This is a genomic window from Rhizobium sp. USDA 4016 (genome assembly GCF_056279705.1).
The window spans coordinates 1,095,764-1,111,353 of record NZ_JBWCCY010000002.1 but is presented as its reverse complement, the minus strand read 5'-3'; the positions used below and the strand labels follow the sequence as shown (position 1 = coordinate 1,111,353).

Annotated in this window: 11 protein-coding genes and 3 pseudogenes; 7 read left to right on the top strand and 7 right to left on the bottom strand. The window is 58.9% G+C overall.

Going from position 1 to position 15,590, the window contains the following annotated elements; all coding sequences use genetic code 11:
- Positions 1-68 precede the first annotated feature (68 nt).
- Positions 69-679: pseudogene (locus tag ACZ9DP_RS06405) on the top strand (ABC transporter ATP-binding protein); the annotation flags it as partial.
- A gap of 19 nt (positions 680-698) precedes the next feature.
- Here ACZ9DP_RS06405 and ACZ9DP_RS06400 read toward each other — a convergent pair.
- The 5 genes and pseudogenes from ACZ9DP_RS06400 to ACZ9DP_RS06380 all read right to left on the bottom strand — a co-directional run bounded on the left by ACZ9DP_RS06400 (position 699) and on the right by ACZ9DP_RS06380 (position 5,808).
- The gene (locus ACZ9DP_RS06400) at positions 699-1,436 is read right to left on the bottom strand and encodes an ABC transporter ATP-binding protein (protein WP_194730979.1); all 738 of its coding nucleotides are present in this window, start codon (positions 1,434-1,436) and stop codon (positions 699-701) included.
- Entirely contained in the window at positions 1,433-2,278 is an 846-nt protein-coding gene (locus tag ACZ9DP_RS06395) for an ABC transporter ATP-binding protein (RefSeq protein ID WP_476200835.1), read from the bottom strand. Before ACZ9DP_RS06395 ends, ACZ9DP_RS06400 begins: the two co-directional genes overlap by 4 nt.
- Positions 2,265-3,167, bottom strand: coding sequence for an ABC transporter permease (locus ACZ9DP_RS06390; protein ID WP_040115694.1), 903 nt, complete (start codon positions 3,165-3,167; stop codon positions 2,265-2,267). Before ACZ9DP_RS06390 ends, ACZ9DP_RS06395 begins: the two co-directional genes overlap by 14 nt.
- A pseudogene (locus ACZ9DP_RS06385) lies at positions 3,164-4,193 on the bottom strand (ABC transporter permease). The gene ACZ9DP_RS06390 and the pseudogene ACZ9DP_RS06385 overlap by 4 nt, the downstream one beginning before the upstream one ends.
- A gap of 19 nt (positions 4,194-4,212) precedes the next feature.
- Positions 4,213-5,808, bottom strand: coding sequence for an ABC transporter substrate-binding protein (locus ACZ9DP_RS06380; RefSeq protein ID WP_476200834.1), 1,596 nt, complete (start codon positions 5,806-5,808; stop codon positions 4,213-4,215).
- Positions 5,809-5,948: 140 nt separating this feature from the next.
- On the opposite strand from ACZ9DP_RS06380, the gene ACZ9DP_RS06375 reads away from it, so the two are divergent.
- The 3 genes from ACZ9DP_RS06375 (at position 5,949) to kdgD (ending at position 8,671) form a co-directional block, all read left to right on the top strand.
- Entirely contained in the window at positions 5,949-6,650 is a 702-nt protein-coding gene (locus ACZ9DP_RS06375; protein ID WP_040116614.1) for a FadR/GntR family transcriptional regulator, read from the top strand.
- Positions 6,651-6,719: 69 nt separating this feature from the next.
- On the top strand, positions 6,720-7,700 hold the full coding sequence (locus ACZ9DP_RS06370) for a mannonate dehydratase (RefSeq protein ID WP_194730973.1): 981 nt from the start codon (positions 6,720-6,722) through the stop codon (positions 7,698-7,700).
- A gap of 47 nt (positions 7,701-7,747) precedes the next feature.
- Complete coding sequence (kdgD, locus tag ACZ9DP_RS06365) at positions 7,748-8,671, top strand: 5-dehydro-4-deoxyglucarate dehydratase (RefSeq protein ID WP_476200833.1); 924 nt, start codon at positions 7,748-7,750, stop codon at positions 8,669-8,671.
- Positions 8,672-8,772: 101 nt separating this feature from the next.
- Here kdgD and ACZ9DP_RS06360 read toward each other — a convergent pair whose 3' ends face one another.
- A complete protein-coding gene (locus tag ACZ9DP_RS06360; RefSeq protein WP_476200832.1) occupies positions 8,773-8,922 on the bottom strand; it encodes a hypothetical protein in 150 nt (49 codons plus the stop codon).
- A 105-nt stretch (positions 8,923-9,027) separates the two neighbouring features.
- Positions 9,028-10,362, bottom strand: coding sequence for a dicarboxylate/amino acid:cation symporter (locus tag ACZ9DP_RS06355; protein ID WP_194730971.1), 1,335 nt, complete (start codon positions 10,360-10,362; stop codon positions 9,028-9,030).
- A gap of 247 nt (positions 10,363-10,609) precedes the next feature.
- Between ACZ9DP_RS06355 and ACZ9DP_RS06350 the strand changes: the two genes are divergently transcribed.
- The 3 genes and pseudogenes from ACZ9DP_RS06350 to ACZ9DP_RS06340 all read left to right on the top strand — a co-directional run bounded on the left by ACZ9DP_RS06350 (position 10,610) and on the right by ACZ9DP_RS06340 (position 15,572).
- Positions 10,610-12,472, top strand: a complete 1,863-nt coding sequence (locus ACZ9DP_RS06350; RefSeq protein WP_476200830.1) for a sensor histidine kinase — start codon at positions 10,610-10,612, stop codon at positions 12,470-12,472.
- Positions 12,469-13,837 (top strand): annotated as a pseudogene (locus ACZ9DP_RS06345) (sigma-54-dependent transcriptional regulator). Before ACZ9DP_RS06350 ends, ACZ9DP_RS06345 begins: the two are co-directional and overlap by 4 nt.
- A gap of 610 nt (positions 13,838-14,447) precedes the next feature.
- Positions 14,448-15,572: a sugar ABC transporter substrate-binding protein gene (locus tag ACZ9DP_RS06340; protein WP_476200828.1), complete on the top strand. Its 1,125-nt coding sequence runs from the start codon at positions 14,448-14,450 to the stop codon at positions 15,570-15,572.
- Positions 15,573-15,590: the final 18 nt, after the last annotated feature.

Here is a 15,590-nt window from a genome sequence, read left to right as displayed (position 1 = left end):
GGACTTCTTAAACGAATGGTTCAGGCTGCAGCTCGCAACGGCAGCATCGTCATTGACCCATTTGCGGGCAAACTCTCGACCGCAAGCCGAAGGCGCTTTCCGGCGGGCAAAGGCAGCGCGTTGCCATCGGCCGCGCGATCGTTCGTGATCCGAAGGTCTTCCTGTTCGACGAGCCGCTCTCGAACCTCGACGCATCTTTGCGAGCCCAAATGCGGCTTGAGATTGCAGAACTCCATACCCGCCTGAAGACAACCATGATCTACGTTACCCATGACCAAGTCGAGGCGATGACGATGGCCGACAAGATCGTCGTCTTGAACGGTGGCAAGGTCGAGCAGGTGGGCAGCCCGATGGAACTCTGCCGCAAGCCGGCGACGCCCTTCGTCGCGGGCTTTATCGGCAGCGCGAAGATGAACCTTATACCGGCGAGGTTGCGCAGCGCTTCGGGTGCCAGACCTACGGGTCCGACCCGAGCATATTCGCCTTTCCCAAGCTAAAGGCGCGTGGCAAGGCAGGGTTAGACATATCGAGTTGCCTCGGCGCCGATGCCATCCTCTATCTGGATGTTCCGCAAATCGGCGAAATGGTGGTGCGCGCCGAAGGAGAGACCGCCTTTGCAACAGGTGCCACCGTTTCGGCAAGTCCGGTGGAAGGCGCGGCGCACAGATTCGGCGCATAGCCGGCTCGTCGAGCCGGAATCAGAGAAAACTTGCCTCGAAAAGTTCGCGTGAGTAATCGGCATGGGTGACGCCTGATTGAAGATCGGCTTTCGTCAGTTCATCGACGAAAGCACCATCTTTCATGATAAGCACCCTGTCGCACATGTGCGCGATCACTGCGAGATCGTGGCTCACGAGCACATAGGTCAGCCCATGCTCGTCGCGCTTGTCTGCAAGAAGATTGAGGATCTCGGCCTGAACGGAGACGTCGAGTGCCGAGGTTGGCTCATCGAGCAGCAGGATTGGCGGCGACAGGATAAGCGCCCGCGCAATGGCAACGCGCTGACGCTGGCCTCCCGACAATTCATGGGGAAACCGGTTGGCAAAGCTGTCGGGCAGTCCCACCTGCCGTAGCGCCTTTTGAACGGCAGACCAGCCATCACCGTGTCCCATCGAGCGGAGAGGCTCGGCCAGGGCCGTCCCGATGCGATGACGCGGGTGAAGCGAACCATAGGGATCCTGAAACACCATTTGAGCGCACTTCAGCTCATTTCGCGACCGGATCTTTCCGATTGCCTTGCCGTCGAGTTCTATTGAACCCGTCCATCCCTGCTCGATACCGGCCAGAGCCCGCAGGACCGTTGATTTGCCGCAGCCGGATTCCCCGACGATGCCAAGCGTTTCGCCCTTGCCGACCTCAAAGCCTACCCCTCTTACGACGTGGTTGCGCGTTTTGCCCGCACCATAGACAACATCGAGATTGCTGATCCTGATCATTGCGCCGCCTCTGCTTCCAATGCCTTCCTGTCCAGTACTTTCAGTCTGCGGACCGGATGAAGGGGGTCGGGAAGCGCCGCAATCAGGCCACGGGTATAGGGATGCCGGGCGTCATCGAGGCTCGTGAGCGTTTCAACGACACGACCCGCATACATGACCAGGATCCGCTGGCAGAAAGCCGCGACCATGCGGATATCGTGGCTGATGAGGATGAGGCCGGAATCATTTTCCCGCACCAGTTCGTCGAGCAGGACGAGGACGTCCTTCCTGACACTGACATCGAGTGCCGACGTAGGCTCGTCGGCAATGACCAGCTTCGGCTTGGCAAGCAGCATCATCGCAATCATCACGCGCTGACCCATGCCACCGGATATCTGATGCGGGTAAAGTGCCATGACGCGGTCTGCATCACTGATCCTGACGCGTTGGAGCATGCTTCTTGCACTCTCCATCGCTTGAGCGCGACCAAGGCCAAGATGAAGCCTTGCCGCCTCCGCCACCTGCCTGCCGATGGTCAGCACCGGATTAAGCGAATAGCGTGGATCTTGCATGATAAGCGCCATCTCCTTGCCGCGCAGTGCACCCATCTGTCGTTCGCTCTTTTCAAGCAGCGGACTGCCGGCAAGATCGAAACGCTCCGCCGAGATCGCGGCGCTCGGCGAAAGAAGGCGCATGATCGCCCGTCCGGTTGTCGATTTTCCGGAACCGGATTCGCCCACAATTCCTAGCCTTTCCCGCCCCAGGTCGAAGCTGACTTCGCTTACGGCCGGTATTGAACTGCGCCCAAAGCGCACGTTCAAATTCCGGACGGAAAGGATTGTTGAGGTTTCACGATCTTGCATGGCGCGGATCCAGGATATCGCGCAGCGTATCGCCGGCGATGTTGAAGGCGAGGCTCGTGAGCAAGATGGCAATGCCCGGCATGACGGCAACCCACCAGTAATCGAGCATGAACTTGCGTCCGCTTGATATCATCGCGCCCCATTCGGGCGCCGGCGGCTGCGCGCCAAGCCCGAGGAAGCCGAGCGATGCCGCCGTCAGGATGATGCCGGCCATATTGAGCGTCAGGCGCACGATCACCGACGGGACGCACATGGGTGCGATGTAGAGAAGCAATATTCTCAACGAAGACGCTCCATAAAGGCGGGCTGCGGCGACGTAATCGGCGTTGCGGACGACCAAGGCCTCGGCTCGGGCAAGCCGGGCAATCGGCGGCCAGGCCGTTAAGGAGATCGCGATGATCGCCGTGTTCAATCCCGCTCCAAGGGCGGCGGCAAATGCAAGGGCAAGGATCAGCGAGGGAAAGGACAGGACGATATCGGTTGCACGCATCAAGATTGCGTCTGTCCGACCGCCGAAAAAGCCGGATACGATGCCGATGAGCAAACCCACAGGGCCGACAATTATGGATATCGAGAGAACAGTCTGAATGGTGATCCTTGTCCCATAGACGAGGCGGCTGAAGATATCGCGTCCAAACTCATCTGTCCCTGCAAGATGTGCAAGGCTGGGCGGCTGCAGTGCATCACTCAGCATTTGGACATTTGGATCATAAGGCGCAAGCGCCGGCGCAATGATTGCGACGATGCAAAGCACGGCGAGGATGAGGAAGCCGGAGAGACCGAGCGGCTCGTCGGCAAGCTGACGTCCGGCGCGAGCGAGCGAGGCGGCGATGCGGGCCGGGATTGGCGGCCGCCTGATCTCGCTTTGAGAGTGAAGCGCGTCGGTCATTGCGTGGCCTCCCGGGTGCGCGGATCAAGCAGCGCATAGGCAATGTCTGCTACAAAGTTGAGGAACATGAAGATGAAGCCAACGATGATTGTTGCGGCCAGGATGGCGTTCATATCGCCGATCATCAACGCATTCGTCATGTATTGTCCGATCCCCGGCCATGAGAAGACGATCTCGGTCACGACGGCGCCTTTCCAGAAGATTTCCATAGGAAATCGCAAGGACGGTGATCAGCTGCACGGCAATGTTCGGCAGAACATGACCGATCACCGTATTCGCCGGCCCGACCCCTTTGGCTCGCGCTGCGATGACGTAGTCCTGATTGAGCTGCTCAAGTGTAAAGCTGCGGGTCATGCGGGTGATGTATGCCATCGCGGCGTAAGCAAGGATGATGGCTGGCAGAATGATGTGCGAGAGCGCATTCCAGAAAATTTCGGGCTCGCCTTCAAGCAGGCTGTCCAACAGCATCAGACCGGTCCTTGGGGTTACGATACCCTCGTAATAGACATCGACCCTGCCCGGACCGCCGACCCAGTTAAGCCCGGCATAGAAAATTACCAACCCGACGATACCGAACCAGAAGACCGGTATCGAATGACCGACGAGAGCCACGACCCGCGCCGTCTTGTCGATCCAGCTGTCGCGGAAAAGTGCTGCCGCAAGTCCGAGCGGCACACCTATGAATGTCGATATGATGACCGCCAGGGTGGCAAGCTCAAACGTTGCCGGAAATGCCTGCGCCAGATCCTTCGAAACGGGATTGCCAGTCAGGATTGCCGTTCCGAAATCACCCTGCAGCAAGCCCGTCAGATAAATGAAGAACTGCTGATAAAGTGGCAGATCAAGCCCAAGGCGCGCGCGCATCGCCGCGTAGGCGGCAGGGTCGGCAAGCTCGCCGACCACTGCGCCGACGGGATCGGCGGGCATGACGCGGCCGATCACGAAGGTGACGCAAAGCAGTATGAACAGACTGACGATGAGTTGGAGGACGCGCCTTCCAAGCTCACTCGTGGACAATTCCTTCATGATCGGCTGCCTGCCTCGGTTATTCGGTTTCTGCCTTGGTCACGGCTTCAAGTCGCGTCGTCATGTTCGGATGGCCGACATAGTCTTTAACGCGCGCATTAAGAACGATCGGCTCATAACGCTCGAAGAGCGGCAGCACTGCCGGTTTGAGGTCGACGAACATCTTTTGCATTTCGACATAAAGCTCGCCGCGTTTCTTGGCATCCGGCTCCAGCGAAGCCTTTGCGGTCAGCTTCGTCAGTTCGGGGATATCCCAGGCCGAGCGCCAGACGAAGTTGCCGGCGTTGTTTGCCTCCTTCGAATTGTCCGGATTGCTGGAGAACTGCTCCATCGAGCCAAGGACGTTCGGCATGTAGGCGCCTGTCTGCGGGATCAGGAGGTCGAAATCGCGGGCACGGTGGGCGGCGATGATCTCCGATCCATTACCCTGCTGGATATTGACCTTGATGCCGATCTGCGCAAGCGAGGCCTGGATAGCTGTCGCAAGATCGATACGCGGCGTCTGCGCGATCGTCTTCAAAGATAGCGAAAAGCCATCCTTGAACCCGGCCTCCGCCAACAGCGACTTGGCCTTTTCGACATCGAGATGCCAGTCAGGGCTCGAAATGGCATATTCGTAATTCTCCGGCACCGGCACCGTCCGCACCCTGCCGTAAGGCCCCATGATCGTCTTTTCGATGCCGGCATAATCGATGCCGTAGGCAATCGCCTCGCGGACCTTTGGATGAGACAGATATTGGTTTCCGGCATTCATGGACAGCACATAGAACCCCCCGGTCGGCACGCGCTGAATTTGGAATCCCTGCTTATTTTGAAACGTCCCAAGATCAGATGCGCTCAATGCGCTTGCAATGTCGATGTCGCCGCGCTCCAGCATCAGGCGCTCGACCTGGCTTTCGGGAACATGCCGGATAACGACGCGCCGCATATTCGGTTCGCCCCCGACATAATCCTTGTTGACGTCCAGGATGACGATCTCGTTGGGTGTCCAGCGATTGAGCGTGAATGGCCCCGAACCGGCAGAGTTCGTGCGCAGCCACGCGTTTCCATAGTCGTTATCCTTGACGTGCTTCTCAACCTCGACGCTGTCGACAACGCTGGTAGTCACCATGGCGAGACGATAGAGAAGCAATTCCGGGGTAACCTCGCCCGAAAGATCAATGCGCACTGTGCGCTCATCGGGTGCCGTCACCAGCTTTTCAACATTGTTAGCATTGTAGCCGACTCGCTTCAGGTTGGCCGCAGCCGCCTGGTTCATCTTGAGGAGACGCGTCAGCGAAAAAACAACATCCTTGGATGTCACCGGATTACCGGAGGCAAACGCCGCTTCCCTGAGCTTGAACGTGATCCCTTTGTCATCGATCGCCCAGCTCTCTGCCAGTTGCGGTGCGATCTTGCCCCCCGGCGTCGCCAGGACCAGACGGTCATAGAGATTGCACATGATTTCATTGGCCTTGCCTTCCGTCGCCTGCTGCGGATCAAGCGACAACACCTGGGCAAGCGACGTGCCGATGACGAGTTGGTCCTTCGGCGTTTCGGCTACGGCGGCAGAAGCAGTCAGCGCCAGCAAGCTGATGGCGGCTCCAACGAATAGCCCCTTACGAAAATGCTTCATTTCAATTCCTCCCTGGTCTACTATAGAAGACATATTATGTCATCGGTATGTCGTATTATGATTTACAGAACTTTCCGCGGGTTGGCAAGAGCCGCCCATGGGCATTTGCGACAGGCGCTGTGAGGGGTTGGGATTTAAGAATGCGACGGAGCCGAGAAAGACTTGCACAGCAGTTGATCGATCAGATGCGTGCCCAGATCGAATCAGGAAAACTCAAAGAGGGCGACCAGTTGCCCACCGAGCCGCAACTGGAGGCGACTTTCGGCGTGAGCCGCACCGTTGTTCGCGAAGCCATCGCGGATCTTCGCTCAGCCGGCTATGTCCGACCGATCCAGGGAAAGGGAGTGTTCGTCAGCAATCCATCCGCACAAAAGGCATTTTCGTTAACGCCGGTAGAAATCAAGAGCATCCCGGAAACCCTTGAATTACTTGAATTTCGCATGGCCGCTGAGGGAGAAGCGGCAGCCATTGCGGCCTATCGAAGAACAGCTGAACAAGAGGCTGCGATCCGTGCAGCCAACCGCAAGATGGCCCAGATGATCGAAGATGGCGCCCCCACTGTTGAAGCAGATTACGAGTTTCACATGGCGATCGCAGCGGCGACGAATAACCGCTTCTATGTCGACGTTTTGCGGCATTTCGGGCCTCGCGCCATCCCCAGAGGGCAGTTCCCGACCCTGCCCGAGGCTCATGATCGCGCCTACCTCGACAAGGTCCACGCAGAACACATCGAGATCCTTGAGGCCATTGCGGATCAGGAGCCCGAGCGGGCGCGGCAGGCCATGCGCGCGCATTTGCTTGCCAGCCAGCGGCGCTACCGGATGCTGGCCGAACAGCAATAAGATACTCGACACCTCTCAAAATTCATATTATGTCATACGACATTACTGAATTGGAGAGGATTTCAAAACATGTATGTTGGAACCCAGGTCGCGGTTCGGGACGACGACGATTTCCGTGTTTTCGCACAGCTCGGGCTGAAGCATATCTGCGCCGACCCACCCGGACCGCCTGCGAGCTGGACCCTTGACGATTTGGAACGCCACCGCGACAAGGTCGAGAGCTTCGGATTGATTCTCGATATGGTCCAGCTGCCCCTTCCCTCGCGGCCGATCGAGAACGCCTCTTATCCAGATATTCTTCTTGCCGGTCCTAAGCGTGATCGTCAGATCGATGCCGTCTGCAGACTGATCGAGGATATTGCCGCCGCAGGCATTCCAGCGGCGAAGTACAACCTCAATCTGATCGGCATCCCCCGCACGCCGATGGAACCGGGCCGCGGCGGCTCGATGAACGAGGCCTTTCGCTGGGAAAAAGTCGATCAGGCGGCGGCGCCGGGCCTAGCCGGGGAGCTTTGCGAGGACGAAAACTGGGAAAGAATCGATTATTTCCTCAAGCGTGTCGTGCCGGTTGCCGAAACCAATCGCGTGCGGCTCGCCTGCCATCCGCATGATCCCTACACGCCCCCCGGCTATCGCGGCGTCACCCGCGTCCTTGGGACGGTCGACGGTCTGAAGAAATTCGTGACCATGCACGAAAGCCCCTATCACGGACTGAATTTCTGCCAGGGGTCGATCGGCGAGATGCTTGAGAACCCGCGTGAAGAAATCGATGACATCATCCGCTGGTTCGGAACGCGCGGAAAAATTTTCAATGTCCACTTCCGCAACATCAGAGGCGGAAAACTGTCCTTCATGGAAACCTTTCCCGACGAGGGCGACATGGACATGGTCCGCTCTGCACGGGTCTACAAGGAGGTCGGCTACAAATACATGCTGATGCCCGACCACGTCCCGACGATCAGCGGCAAGGATCCTTCCGGCGTCGCCTTTGCCTTTTGCTACGGCTACATCGCAGCGCTCATCGAAGCGCTTGAGACAGCGTCTGTTTAAGCCGATCCCGCATCCCTTCATCAATGAACATCGAACAGGAATGAACAATGGATCCAATTGAACTCAAGCGAGCGGTGGGCAGCGGGCTCCTCTCCTTCCCGGTCACACATTTCCAACAAGATCTCAAATTCGACGAGGATGCTTACCGCAAACACATCGAATGGCTGGCCGGCTATGACGCAGCCGCTTTGTTCGCCGCGGGCGGTACAGGCGAATTCTTTTCGCTCAATCCGCAGGAAATTCCCTCGGTCGTGGCGGCGGCAAAAGGATCGGCAGGGAAAACACCCATCATCTCCGGCGCCGGATACGGCACCTCGCTTGCAATCGACATCGCGAAATCCGCCGAAAAAGCCGGCGCAGACGGTCTATTGCTTTTGCCGCCCTATCTGATGTTCAGCGAACAAGCCGGCCTCATCAACCATGTGAGGTCCGTCTGCAAATCGGTCGGCATCGGTGTCATCGTCTATAACCGTGATAATGCGGTCTTGACGGCGGACAGCATTGCAAGGCTTTGCGATGAGTGCCCGAACCTCATCGGCTTTAAAGACGGCGTAGGTGATGTCGACAAGGTGATCGAGATCACAACCAAGCTTCAGGACCGTCTGGTCTATGTCGGCGGCATGCCGACGCATGAGGTGTATGCGCAGGCCTATTTTGCAGCCGGCGTCACCACTTACTCCTCGGCCGTGTTCAATTTCGTACCGGCGCTCGCCCACCGTTTCTATCAGGCGCTTCGCTCAGGCAATCAGCCTGTTGTCGACGAGATCCTGAAGAATTTCTTCTTTCCCTTTGTGGCGTTGCGCAATCGCAAGAAGGGCTACGCGGTCTCGATCATCAAGGCCGGGCTGCGGGTGCTTGACCGGGACCCCGGCCCCGTCCGCCCGCCGCTTATTGATCTCAGCCCGGAAGAGACGGCGCTGCTTGAGCGTATCGTTCAGGCAAACGACATCGACAAAATCGCAGCGGAATGAAGAGGCAGCAGGGCTATCCCCTCCCAGCCGTCCTGAACCACCTCTTCAAGAACGGGCGCGCGGCATTATTGGACCCGCGCGGCCGTCTGCTGACCAGGCTTTTAGCCTAACGGCAGGATCAGCACATCGCGCGGCGAAATTTCGAACTGGCCGCCATAATGGATCCAGCCGATGGGCCATGACGCTCTTTCGCCAGTAAACGCTGCCCTTCCCTCGGCAAGCTCGACCCTGGTCGCCTGCGCGTTGCGCATCGGATTGACGAACCAGAGAATGCTGCCTTTTTCGCCTTTGTGGAGGCGGGAAAGCCGCGCCCTCTTCAGAGCGCGGCGACTTCTCGATCAGTGACACCTCAGTCCTTATTCGGCAGCCTGCAGTGCCGGCACGCTCACGTCACCATTCTCCGGCAACTCACCGGCCATTGCCGCAGCAAACTTCGTCTGGTCCAGTTCGTTCTCCCAGCGCGCGACGACAACGGTGGCGACTGCGTTTCCGACGAAATTCGTCAACGCGCGGCATTCCGACATGAAGCGGTCGATGCCGAGGATGAGCGCCATGCCGGCGACGGGAACCGACGGAACGACCGAGAGCGTGGCAGCGAGCGTGATGAAGCCCGCGCCGGTAATGCCTGCAGCACCCTTCGAACTCAACATGGCGACCAGCAAGAGCAGGATCTGGTCGGCGAAGGACAGCGGCGTGTCTGTCGCCTGGGCGATGAACAGGGCTGCAAGCGTCATATAGATGTTGGTTCCGTCGAGATTGAAGGAATAGCCGGTCGGGATCACCAGCCCGACGACGGAGCGTTTGCATCCGGCCTGTTCCATCTTCGCCATGAGGCCGGGAAGGGCTGCTTCCGACGACGACGTACCCAGAACAAGCAGCAGTTCTTCCTTGATGTAGCGGATCAGCGCCAGGATCGAGAAGCCGTTGTAGCGGGCAACCCCGCCAAGCACGACGAGCACGAAAAGCAGCGATGTCAGATAGAAGGTTCCGATGAGCATGGCAAGGTTGGCGATCGAACCGATGCCATATTTGCCGATGGTAAAGGCCATCGCACCGAAGGCTCCGATGGGGGCCGCCTTCATCAGGATCGCCACGAGGCGGAAGATCGGCGTCGTCAAAGCCTGCAGGAAATCCACGACCGGCCGGCCGCGGTCGCCGACCATGGCGAGCGCAATACCGAACAGCACCGAGAAGAACAGCACCTGCAGGATGTCGCCGTCGGCAAAAGCACCGACGATGGTCGTCGGGATGATGTTCATCAAGAAGCCGGTAATGGTCGAGTCATGGGCTTTTTCGGCATAGGTCGCAACCGCCTTGGCGTCGAGCGTGGCCGGATCGATATGCATGCCCGCACCCGGCTGGATGACGTTGGAAACGACAAGACCGACGGCAAGTGCGAGCGTCGAAAAGACGAGGAAGTAGATCATCGCCTTGCCGGCGACGCGCCCGACCTTGTGCAGATCGGACATGCCGGCGATACCGGTTGCCACCGTCAGGAAAATGACCGGTGCGATGATCATCTTGACGAGCTTGATAAAGGCATCGCCAAGCGGTTTCAGCGCCGTGCCGACCTCGGGGTAGAAGTGCCCGAGCAGCATGCCTGCACAGATGGCGAAAACGACCTGCACATAGAGATGCCGGTAGAATGGAACTTTGCCGCGCGCCGGCGCGGCTGGAATTGCTACACCCATAGTGTCCTCCATAAAGCCCCAAACCGACAATGGCCTCCCGGGGCGGATGATGCGGATATCTGGTAATTCAACAGCCACCCGGCTGTTTGCAAATACTTTGCAACGGGCGTGCCAGTTTGCTTTTATGCCTCTAAGGCGCTGTTTTTTCGTATCTTCTTGAAAAGCCGCTCAGGAACGCGAGCTCGCTTGGGCGTCTTTTCGCACAAAGTGATTTGACCATTGTGCGAGATTGCGCACATTCTCCGTCATGCTTCAGCGATCAACCACAGACAACGTTCGAACCCCGCCGGACGTCATTCGCCAGGCGCGCCGTGCCTGGATCCTGTTCTTAGCTGTATCTGCGATCCTCATTGCGGCAGCGCTGGTAGGCGCCGAACTTTACGGGCGCCGGTCGGCGATCGAAGGGCTGGAAAGCCAGGCCCGCACCGACGCCAATCTCAAGGTCGCTTTGCTGACGGCCGTTCTGGAGCGGCCTCGCGCCCTGCCGCTTCTTCTTTCGGAGGATCAACAGGTTCTCGACGCCCTTTCGTCTGCAAAGAGCGGCACGACCGATCTCTTGAACCGCAAGCTGGAGCGGCTCGTCACCGGCACGCAAGCCGCCGTGCTTTATGTCATCGGTCCGGACGGGATAGCCGTCTCCTCAAGCAACTGGCGCGAGCCGATCAGTTTCGTCGGAAACGACTACGCGTTCCGTGACTATTTCCGTCGCGCGATGGAGCAAGGCACGGCTGAGCACTTCGCGCTTGGCAGCGTCAGCAAACGTCCCGGCCTTTACATCTCCCGCAGGGTCGGCAGCGCGGCTGCTCCGCTCGGCGTCGTGGTCGTCAAAATGGAATTCGACCGCCTGGAAAACGACTGGCGTGACGCAAGCAGGCCCGTTTACGTGACGGACAACCACGGGGTCGTTCTGATCACGAGCATTCCTTCCTGGCGTTTCATGACCACCGGGCCGGTACCGCAGCAGGATCTTGCATCCATTCGAAGCAGTCTGCAGTTCGGAGATGCACCGCTGGCAGAGCTTCCCATCATGCATCCGTCAACCATCGGCCCGGACGCATCCATTGTTTCTGCCGTCCTGCCCGGCGGCGGAGAGGCCCAGTATCTGCGCCTCTTTGCGGCCGTTCCGACGACGCCATGGCGGCTGGAATATTTAGTTCCAACCGAAATGCCGGTCGCGTCGGCCGTGCGGGAGATGCGGCTTCTCGCACTGGCGTTTTTGCTGCCCATTCTCGCAATCGCGGCCTTTTTGCTGAGACGGCGGCAGGTCTCCGTGATGAGGATCGCCAGCGAACAGGCCATGCGCGAGGAACTGGAGCGCCGGGTCGTTGCCAGGACAGATGAATTGAGTCGCGCTCGCGATCGCTTGCAGGCGGAAATTTCCGATCATCGCGATACGGAGGCGAAGCTGCAAATCGTGCAACAGGAGCTCGTGCAGGCGAACCGGCTCGCCATCCTCGGGCAGGTTGCAGCCGGCGTCGCCCATGAGATCAATCAGCCGGTTGCCACGATCCGCGCTTACGCAGATAACGCCCGCGTCTTCCTCCAGCGGAAAGAGCCAAGTTCGGCCGAGGAGAATTTAGGCGCCATTGCTCAGCTCACCGAAAGAATCGGCACGATTACCGAGGAATTGAAAGCCTTTGCGCGCAAGGGGAGAACGGCTGCCGAACCCGTTGAGCTTAGCACCATCATCGAAGGCGCCGTCGTCTTGCTGAAGAGCCGGTTTGCCGGGCAGTTGAACGCACTCGACATCCGAATGCCGCCACCGGGTCTCTTCGTCATGGGCAATCGGATCCGGCTGGAGCAAATCCTGATCAATCTCTTCCAGAACGCCCTTGAGGCGCTCGAAGGCCGCGACGACGCGAAGGTGGAGATATCCGTTGCAGAAACGCCCGAGCAGGTCGCCATCGCCGTTTCGGATAATGGACCCGGCATTCCACCGGCAATTCTCGACACTCTTTTTACGCCGTTCCATACATCCAAGGAAAAAGGCTTGGGCCTCGGGCTTGTCATTTCAAAGGACATTGTTGCCGACTACGGCGGCCGGATCGATGTTACAAGCAGCGGCAACGGCACATGTTTTACAGTCCACCTTATGAGGGCAAAGGCATGAGGGATGCGTTATCGATCTTTCTCATCGACGATGACAAGGACCTTCTTCGGGCCACCAAGCAAACCTTGGAGCTTGCGGGCTTAAAAGTTTCAGCCTTTTCGGTGGCAAGTGAAGCGCTCGGTGCCCTTAACGCCGATTTTGCAGGCGCGGTCGTTTCCGATATCCGCATGCCGCAGATTGACGGCCTGCAGCTTTTCGATCGCGTGCGGAAGGAAGATGAGGACCTGCCGGTCATCCTGATCACCGGCCACGGCGATATTCCAATGGCGGTGAAGGCCATTCAGGACGGCGCCTACGACTTCATCACCAAACCGTTTGCAACCGACAGGCTGGTGCAAGCAGTCAAGAGGGCGGTGGAAAAACGCAGCCTCGTTCTGGAGAATAGGGCGCTGCGCCGGGCCGCCGACCAAGCTCGGGACGACCTGCCGCTGATCGGCCAGACACCGACCATGGAGCGGCTGCGCCGGACCTTGCGCCAGATCGCCGATACCGAGGTCGATGTGCTCGTCACGGGCGAGACCGGCAGCGGCAAGGAGGTGGTCGCCAGCCTGCTGCATCGATGGAGCCGCAGAGCGTCGGGCAACTTCGTTGCGCTCAACTGCGGGGCGCTGCCCGAGACGGTCATAGAGAGCGAGCTCTTCGGCCATGAGCCAGGCGCCTTTACCGGAGCGCAAAAGAAGCGCGTCGGGCGCATCGAGCATGCAAGCGGCGGCACGCTTTTTCTCGACGAGATCGAGAGCATGCCTCCATCGACCCAGGTGCACATGCTGCGCGTTCTCGAGATGCGGGAAGTGACGCCGCTCGGCACCAATGAGGTCAGACCCGTCGACCTGCGCGTCGTCGCCGCCGCAAAGGTGGATCTTGGAGACCCGGAACAGCGTGGGGGTTTTTCGTGAGGATCTCTATTATCGGCTCAATGTGGTCACGATCTCGATCCCGCCGCTTAGAGAACGCCGAGACGACATCCCCCTCCTCTTTGGCCATTTTGCCGAACGCGCGGCGTCCCGGTTCAAACGCGAAGTTCCGGCGATCTCGTCAGCCGTTCAACGTCATTTGCAGGGTCACGGCTGGCCAGGCAACGTGCGCGAGCTGTCGCACTTTGCCGAACGCTTCGTCCTCGGCGTTGAGCAGTTACCGGCAAGTACACGGCCGTCGGCACCTGAGACGGGCGAAGTGCTTCCGCTGCCCGATAGACTGGACCGCTATGAGGCCAGCATCATCCGTGAGGCGCTCGATGCCAATGGCGGCGACGTCCGCCGCACGATTGCGGAGCTCGGCATACCGCGCAAGACTTTTTACGACAAGCTCCAGCGCCACGGCATCGTCCGCAGTCAATTCGCAGCATCCAAATCCGGGCAGATTTAAACGGAGCTAGCAAATTCCACCGGGGCGGCTGCGTCCGGCCCGTTTAGGCAATAGCAATGCCTCAACACTGGCCGGCCAGAGTTTGCCGCGCAACGCTTCTGCAAGCTCTTCGTGTTTGGCAAGATTGAAAACCAATATGATGCACCGCGTTTTGCCTGATGCGCGATGCCTCCAAATAGGCCTCGAACCCCGCGGAGGGCTTGGCCGTGGCTCCACAACGGCTGCATGGGCACAGACGGCCTTCAGCCGCGCCGCTAGGTTGTGGCATATCCAGTGCCGGTTTAAAGGTCCGCGCCACGGAAAGGCCGCAGCAGAAAGACCCGCCATCAATCTCGGTTTGGACATCGATTGCTCAAAAATGCAATGCTTCTGAATCGCAAGAATCCCTGACAGAGCAGGTCATTCCAGGCCGCTTTACAATCATGGTTGGCAGCGCTAGCATCGCCCGCATGACGCAGGGGAGAGGAGCCCGTCTGACGTCATCTGGATAGCGTATCGACATGCCTTGCCGGACCGGCACCCGACTGCAGAAAACAATCCGCAGCGGACCGTCGATGATGCCGACACCCATTCGATGCCAGTCCAAGCACGGCAACAATGGGAGGATTCGATGTATAAGACATTGGTCGGCGGCATCCTGGCCGCGGCTGCATTCACGCTTTCCCACTCCACGGCCCTTGCCGAGCCGGAAATCGTCAGCGGGCCTGCGGCCGAAGCTGACTGCTTCGTGCCGTGGGCGGCAGAAACCAAGTTCTTCAAGTTTCCAAAGAAGGACGGCCCCTACCGCATAGCGCTCGCCAACGGCTATATCGCCAATACCTGGCGCATCCAGATGATCCAGACGGCGAAAGCCTATGCCGCGCAGCCGGATGTCGCCTCAAAACTCAAGGAGTTCAAGGTCGTTTCGACCGGCGAGGACGTGCCTGCGCAAATTTCGGCAATCAACAACTTCATCGATTCAGGCTATGACGCCATCGTCGTCAATGCGCAGAACCCGACGGCATTCGGACCGGTCATCAAGCGCGCCAAGCAGGCCGGCGTCATCCTGGTCGCCTTCGACAACATCCTTGACACCGAAGACGCAATCAACGTCAACGTCGATCAGAAGGGCCTCGGCGTATTGTGGGCAAACTGGCTGGCAAAGCACCTGCCTGACGGCGGCAAGGTTCTCGAAGTGCGCGGCGTTGCCGGCACCTCGGTCGATACCGATCGTCACAACGGTATTCACGAAACCTTTGCTGCGACCGGCAAGAAATGGGATGTCGTCGAAGTGCTCGGAAAATGGGACGATCCGACAGCACAAAAGGCGACCGCTGACGCAATTGCCGTGCACAAGAAATTTGACGGCATCACTGCGCAGGGCGGCGATACCGGCGTCGTACAGGCGATGATCGATGCCGGACATCCGTTTGTGCCTTTCGGGGGAGAGACCGAAAACGGTTTTCGCAAGTTCTGCGCCAAGCATGCCGCCGAGGGCCTGAAATGCTCCTCGGCCGGTACGGGACCCGCACAGGTGGCGGTTGCCATCAAGACGGCGATTGCTGCGCTTGAAGGAAAGGTCGTGCCGCAATCCATCAAGCTGCCGCTGGCAATTGTTGAAGACCCGAATTTCAAGGAAGGCGAGGACTTTTATCCCGATCAATCCGACAACTTCTTCGTCGGCAATGCCTTCCCGACCTGCGGCATCAACTTCACCGCGCAGGAGATCATGGGGCAGTCGAAGGAAAACCAGTAGACCGGGTCCAAGCCGCTC

Bases quoted from the DNA above. Each gene is read 5' to 3' on its own strand.
- ACZ9DP_RS06400 (WP_194730979.1), bottom strand. From the start codon at position 1,436: ATGATCAGGATCAGCAATCTCGATGTTGTCTATGGTGCGGGCAAAACG.
- ACZ9DP_RS06395 (WP_476200835.1), bottom strand. From the start codon at position 2,278: ATGCAAGATCGTGAAACCTCAACAATCCTTTCCGTCCGGAATTTGAAC.
- ACZ9DP_RS06390 (WP_040115694.1), bottom strand. From the start codon at position 3,167: ATGACCGACGCGCTTCACTCTCAAAGCGAGATCAGGCGGCCGCCAATC.
- ACZ9DP_RS06380 (WP_476200834.1), bottom strand. From the start codon at position 5,808: ATGAAGCATTTTCGTAAGGGGCTATTCGTTGGAGCCGCCATCAGCTTG.
- ACZ9DP_RS06375 (WP_040116614.1), top strand. From the start codon at position 5,949: ATGCGACGGAGCCGAGAAAGACTTGCACAGCAGTTGATCGATCAGATG.
- ACZ9DP_RS06370 (WP_194730973.1), top strand. From the start codon at position 6,720: ATGTATGTTGGAACCCAGGTCGCGGTTCGGGACGACGACGATTTCCGT.
- kdgD (WP_476200833.1), top strand. From the start codon at position 7,748: ATGGATCCAATTGAACTCAAGCGAGCGGTGGGCAGCGGGCTCCTCTCC.
- ACZ9DP_RS06360 (WP_476200832.1), bottom strand. From the start codon at position 8,922: ATGCGCAACGCGCAGGCGACCAGGGTCGAGCTTGCCGAGGGAAGGGCA.
- ACZ9DP_RS06355 (WP_194730971.1), bottom strand. From the start codon at position 10,362: ATGGGTGTAGCAATTCCAGCCGCGCCGGCGCGCGGCAAAGTTCCATTC.
- ACZ9DP_RS06350 (WP_476200830.1), top strand. From the start codon at position 10,610: ATGCTTCAGCGATCAACCACAGACAACGTTCGAACCCCGCCGGACGTC.
- ACZ9DP_RS06340 (WP_476200828.1), top strand. From the start codon at position 14,448: ATGTATAAGACATTGGTCGGCGGCATCCTGGCCGCGGCTGCATTCACG.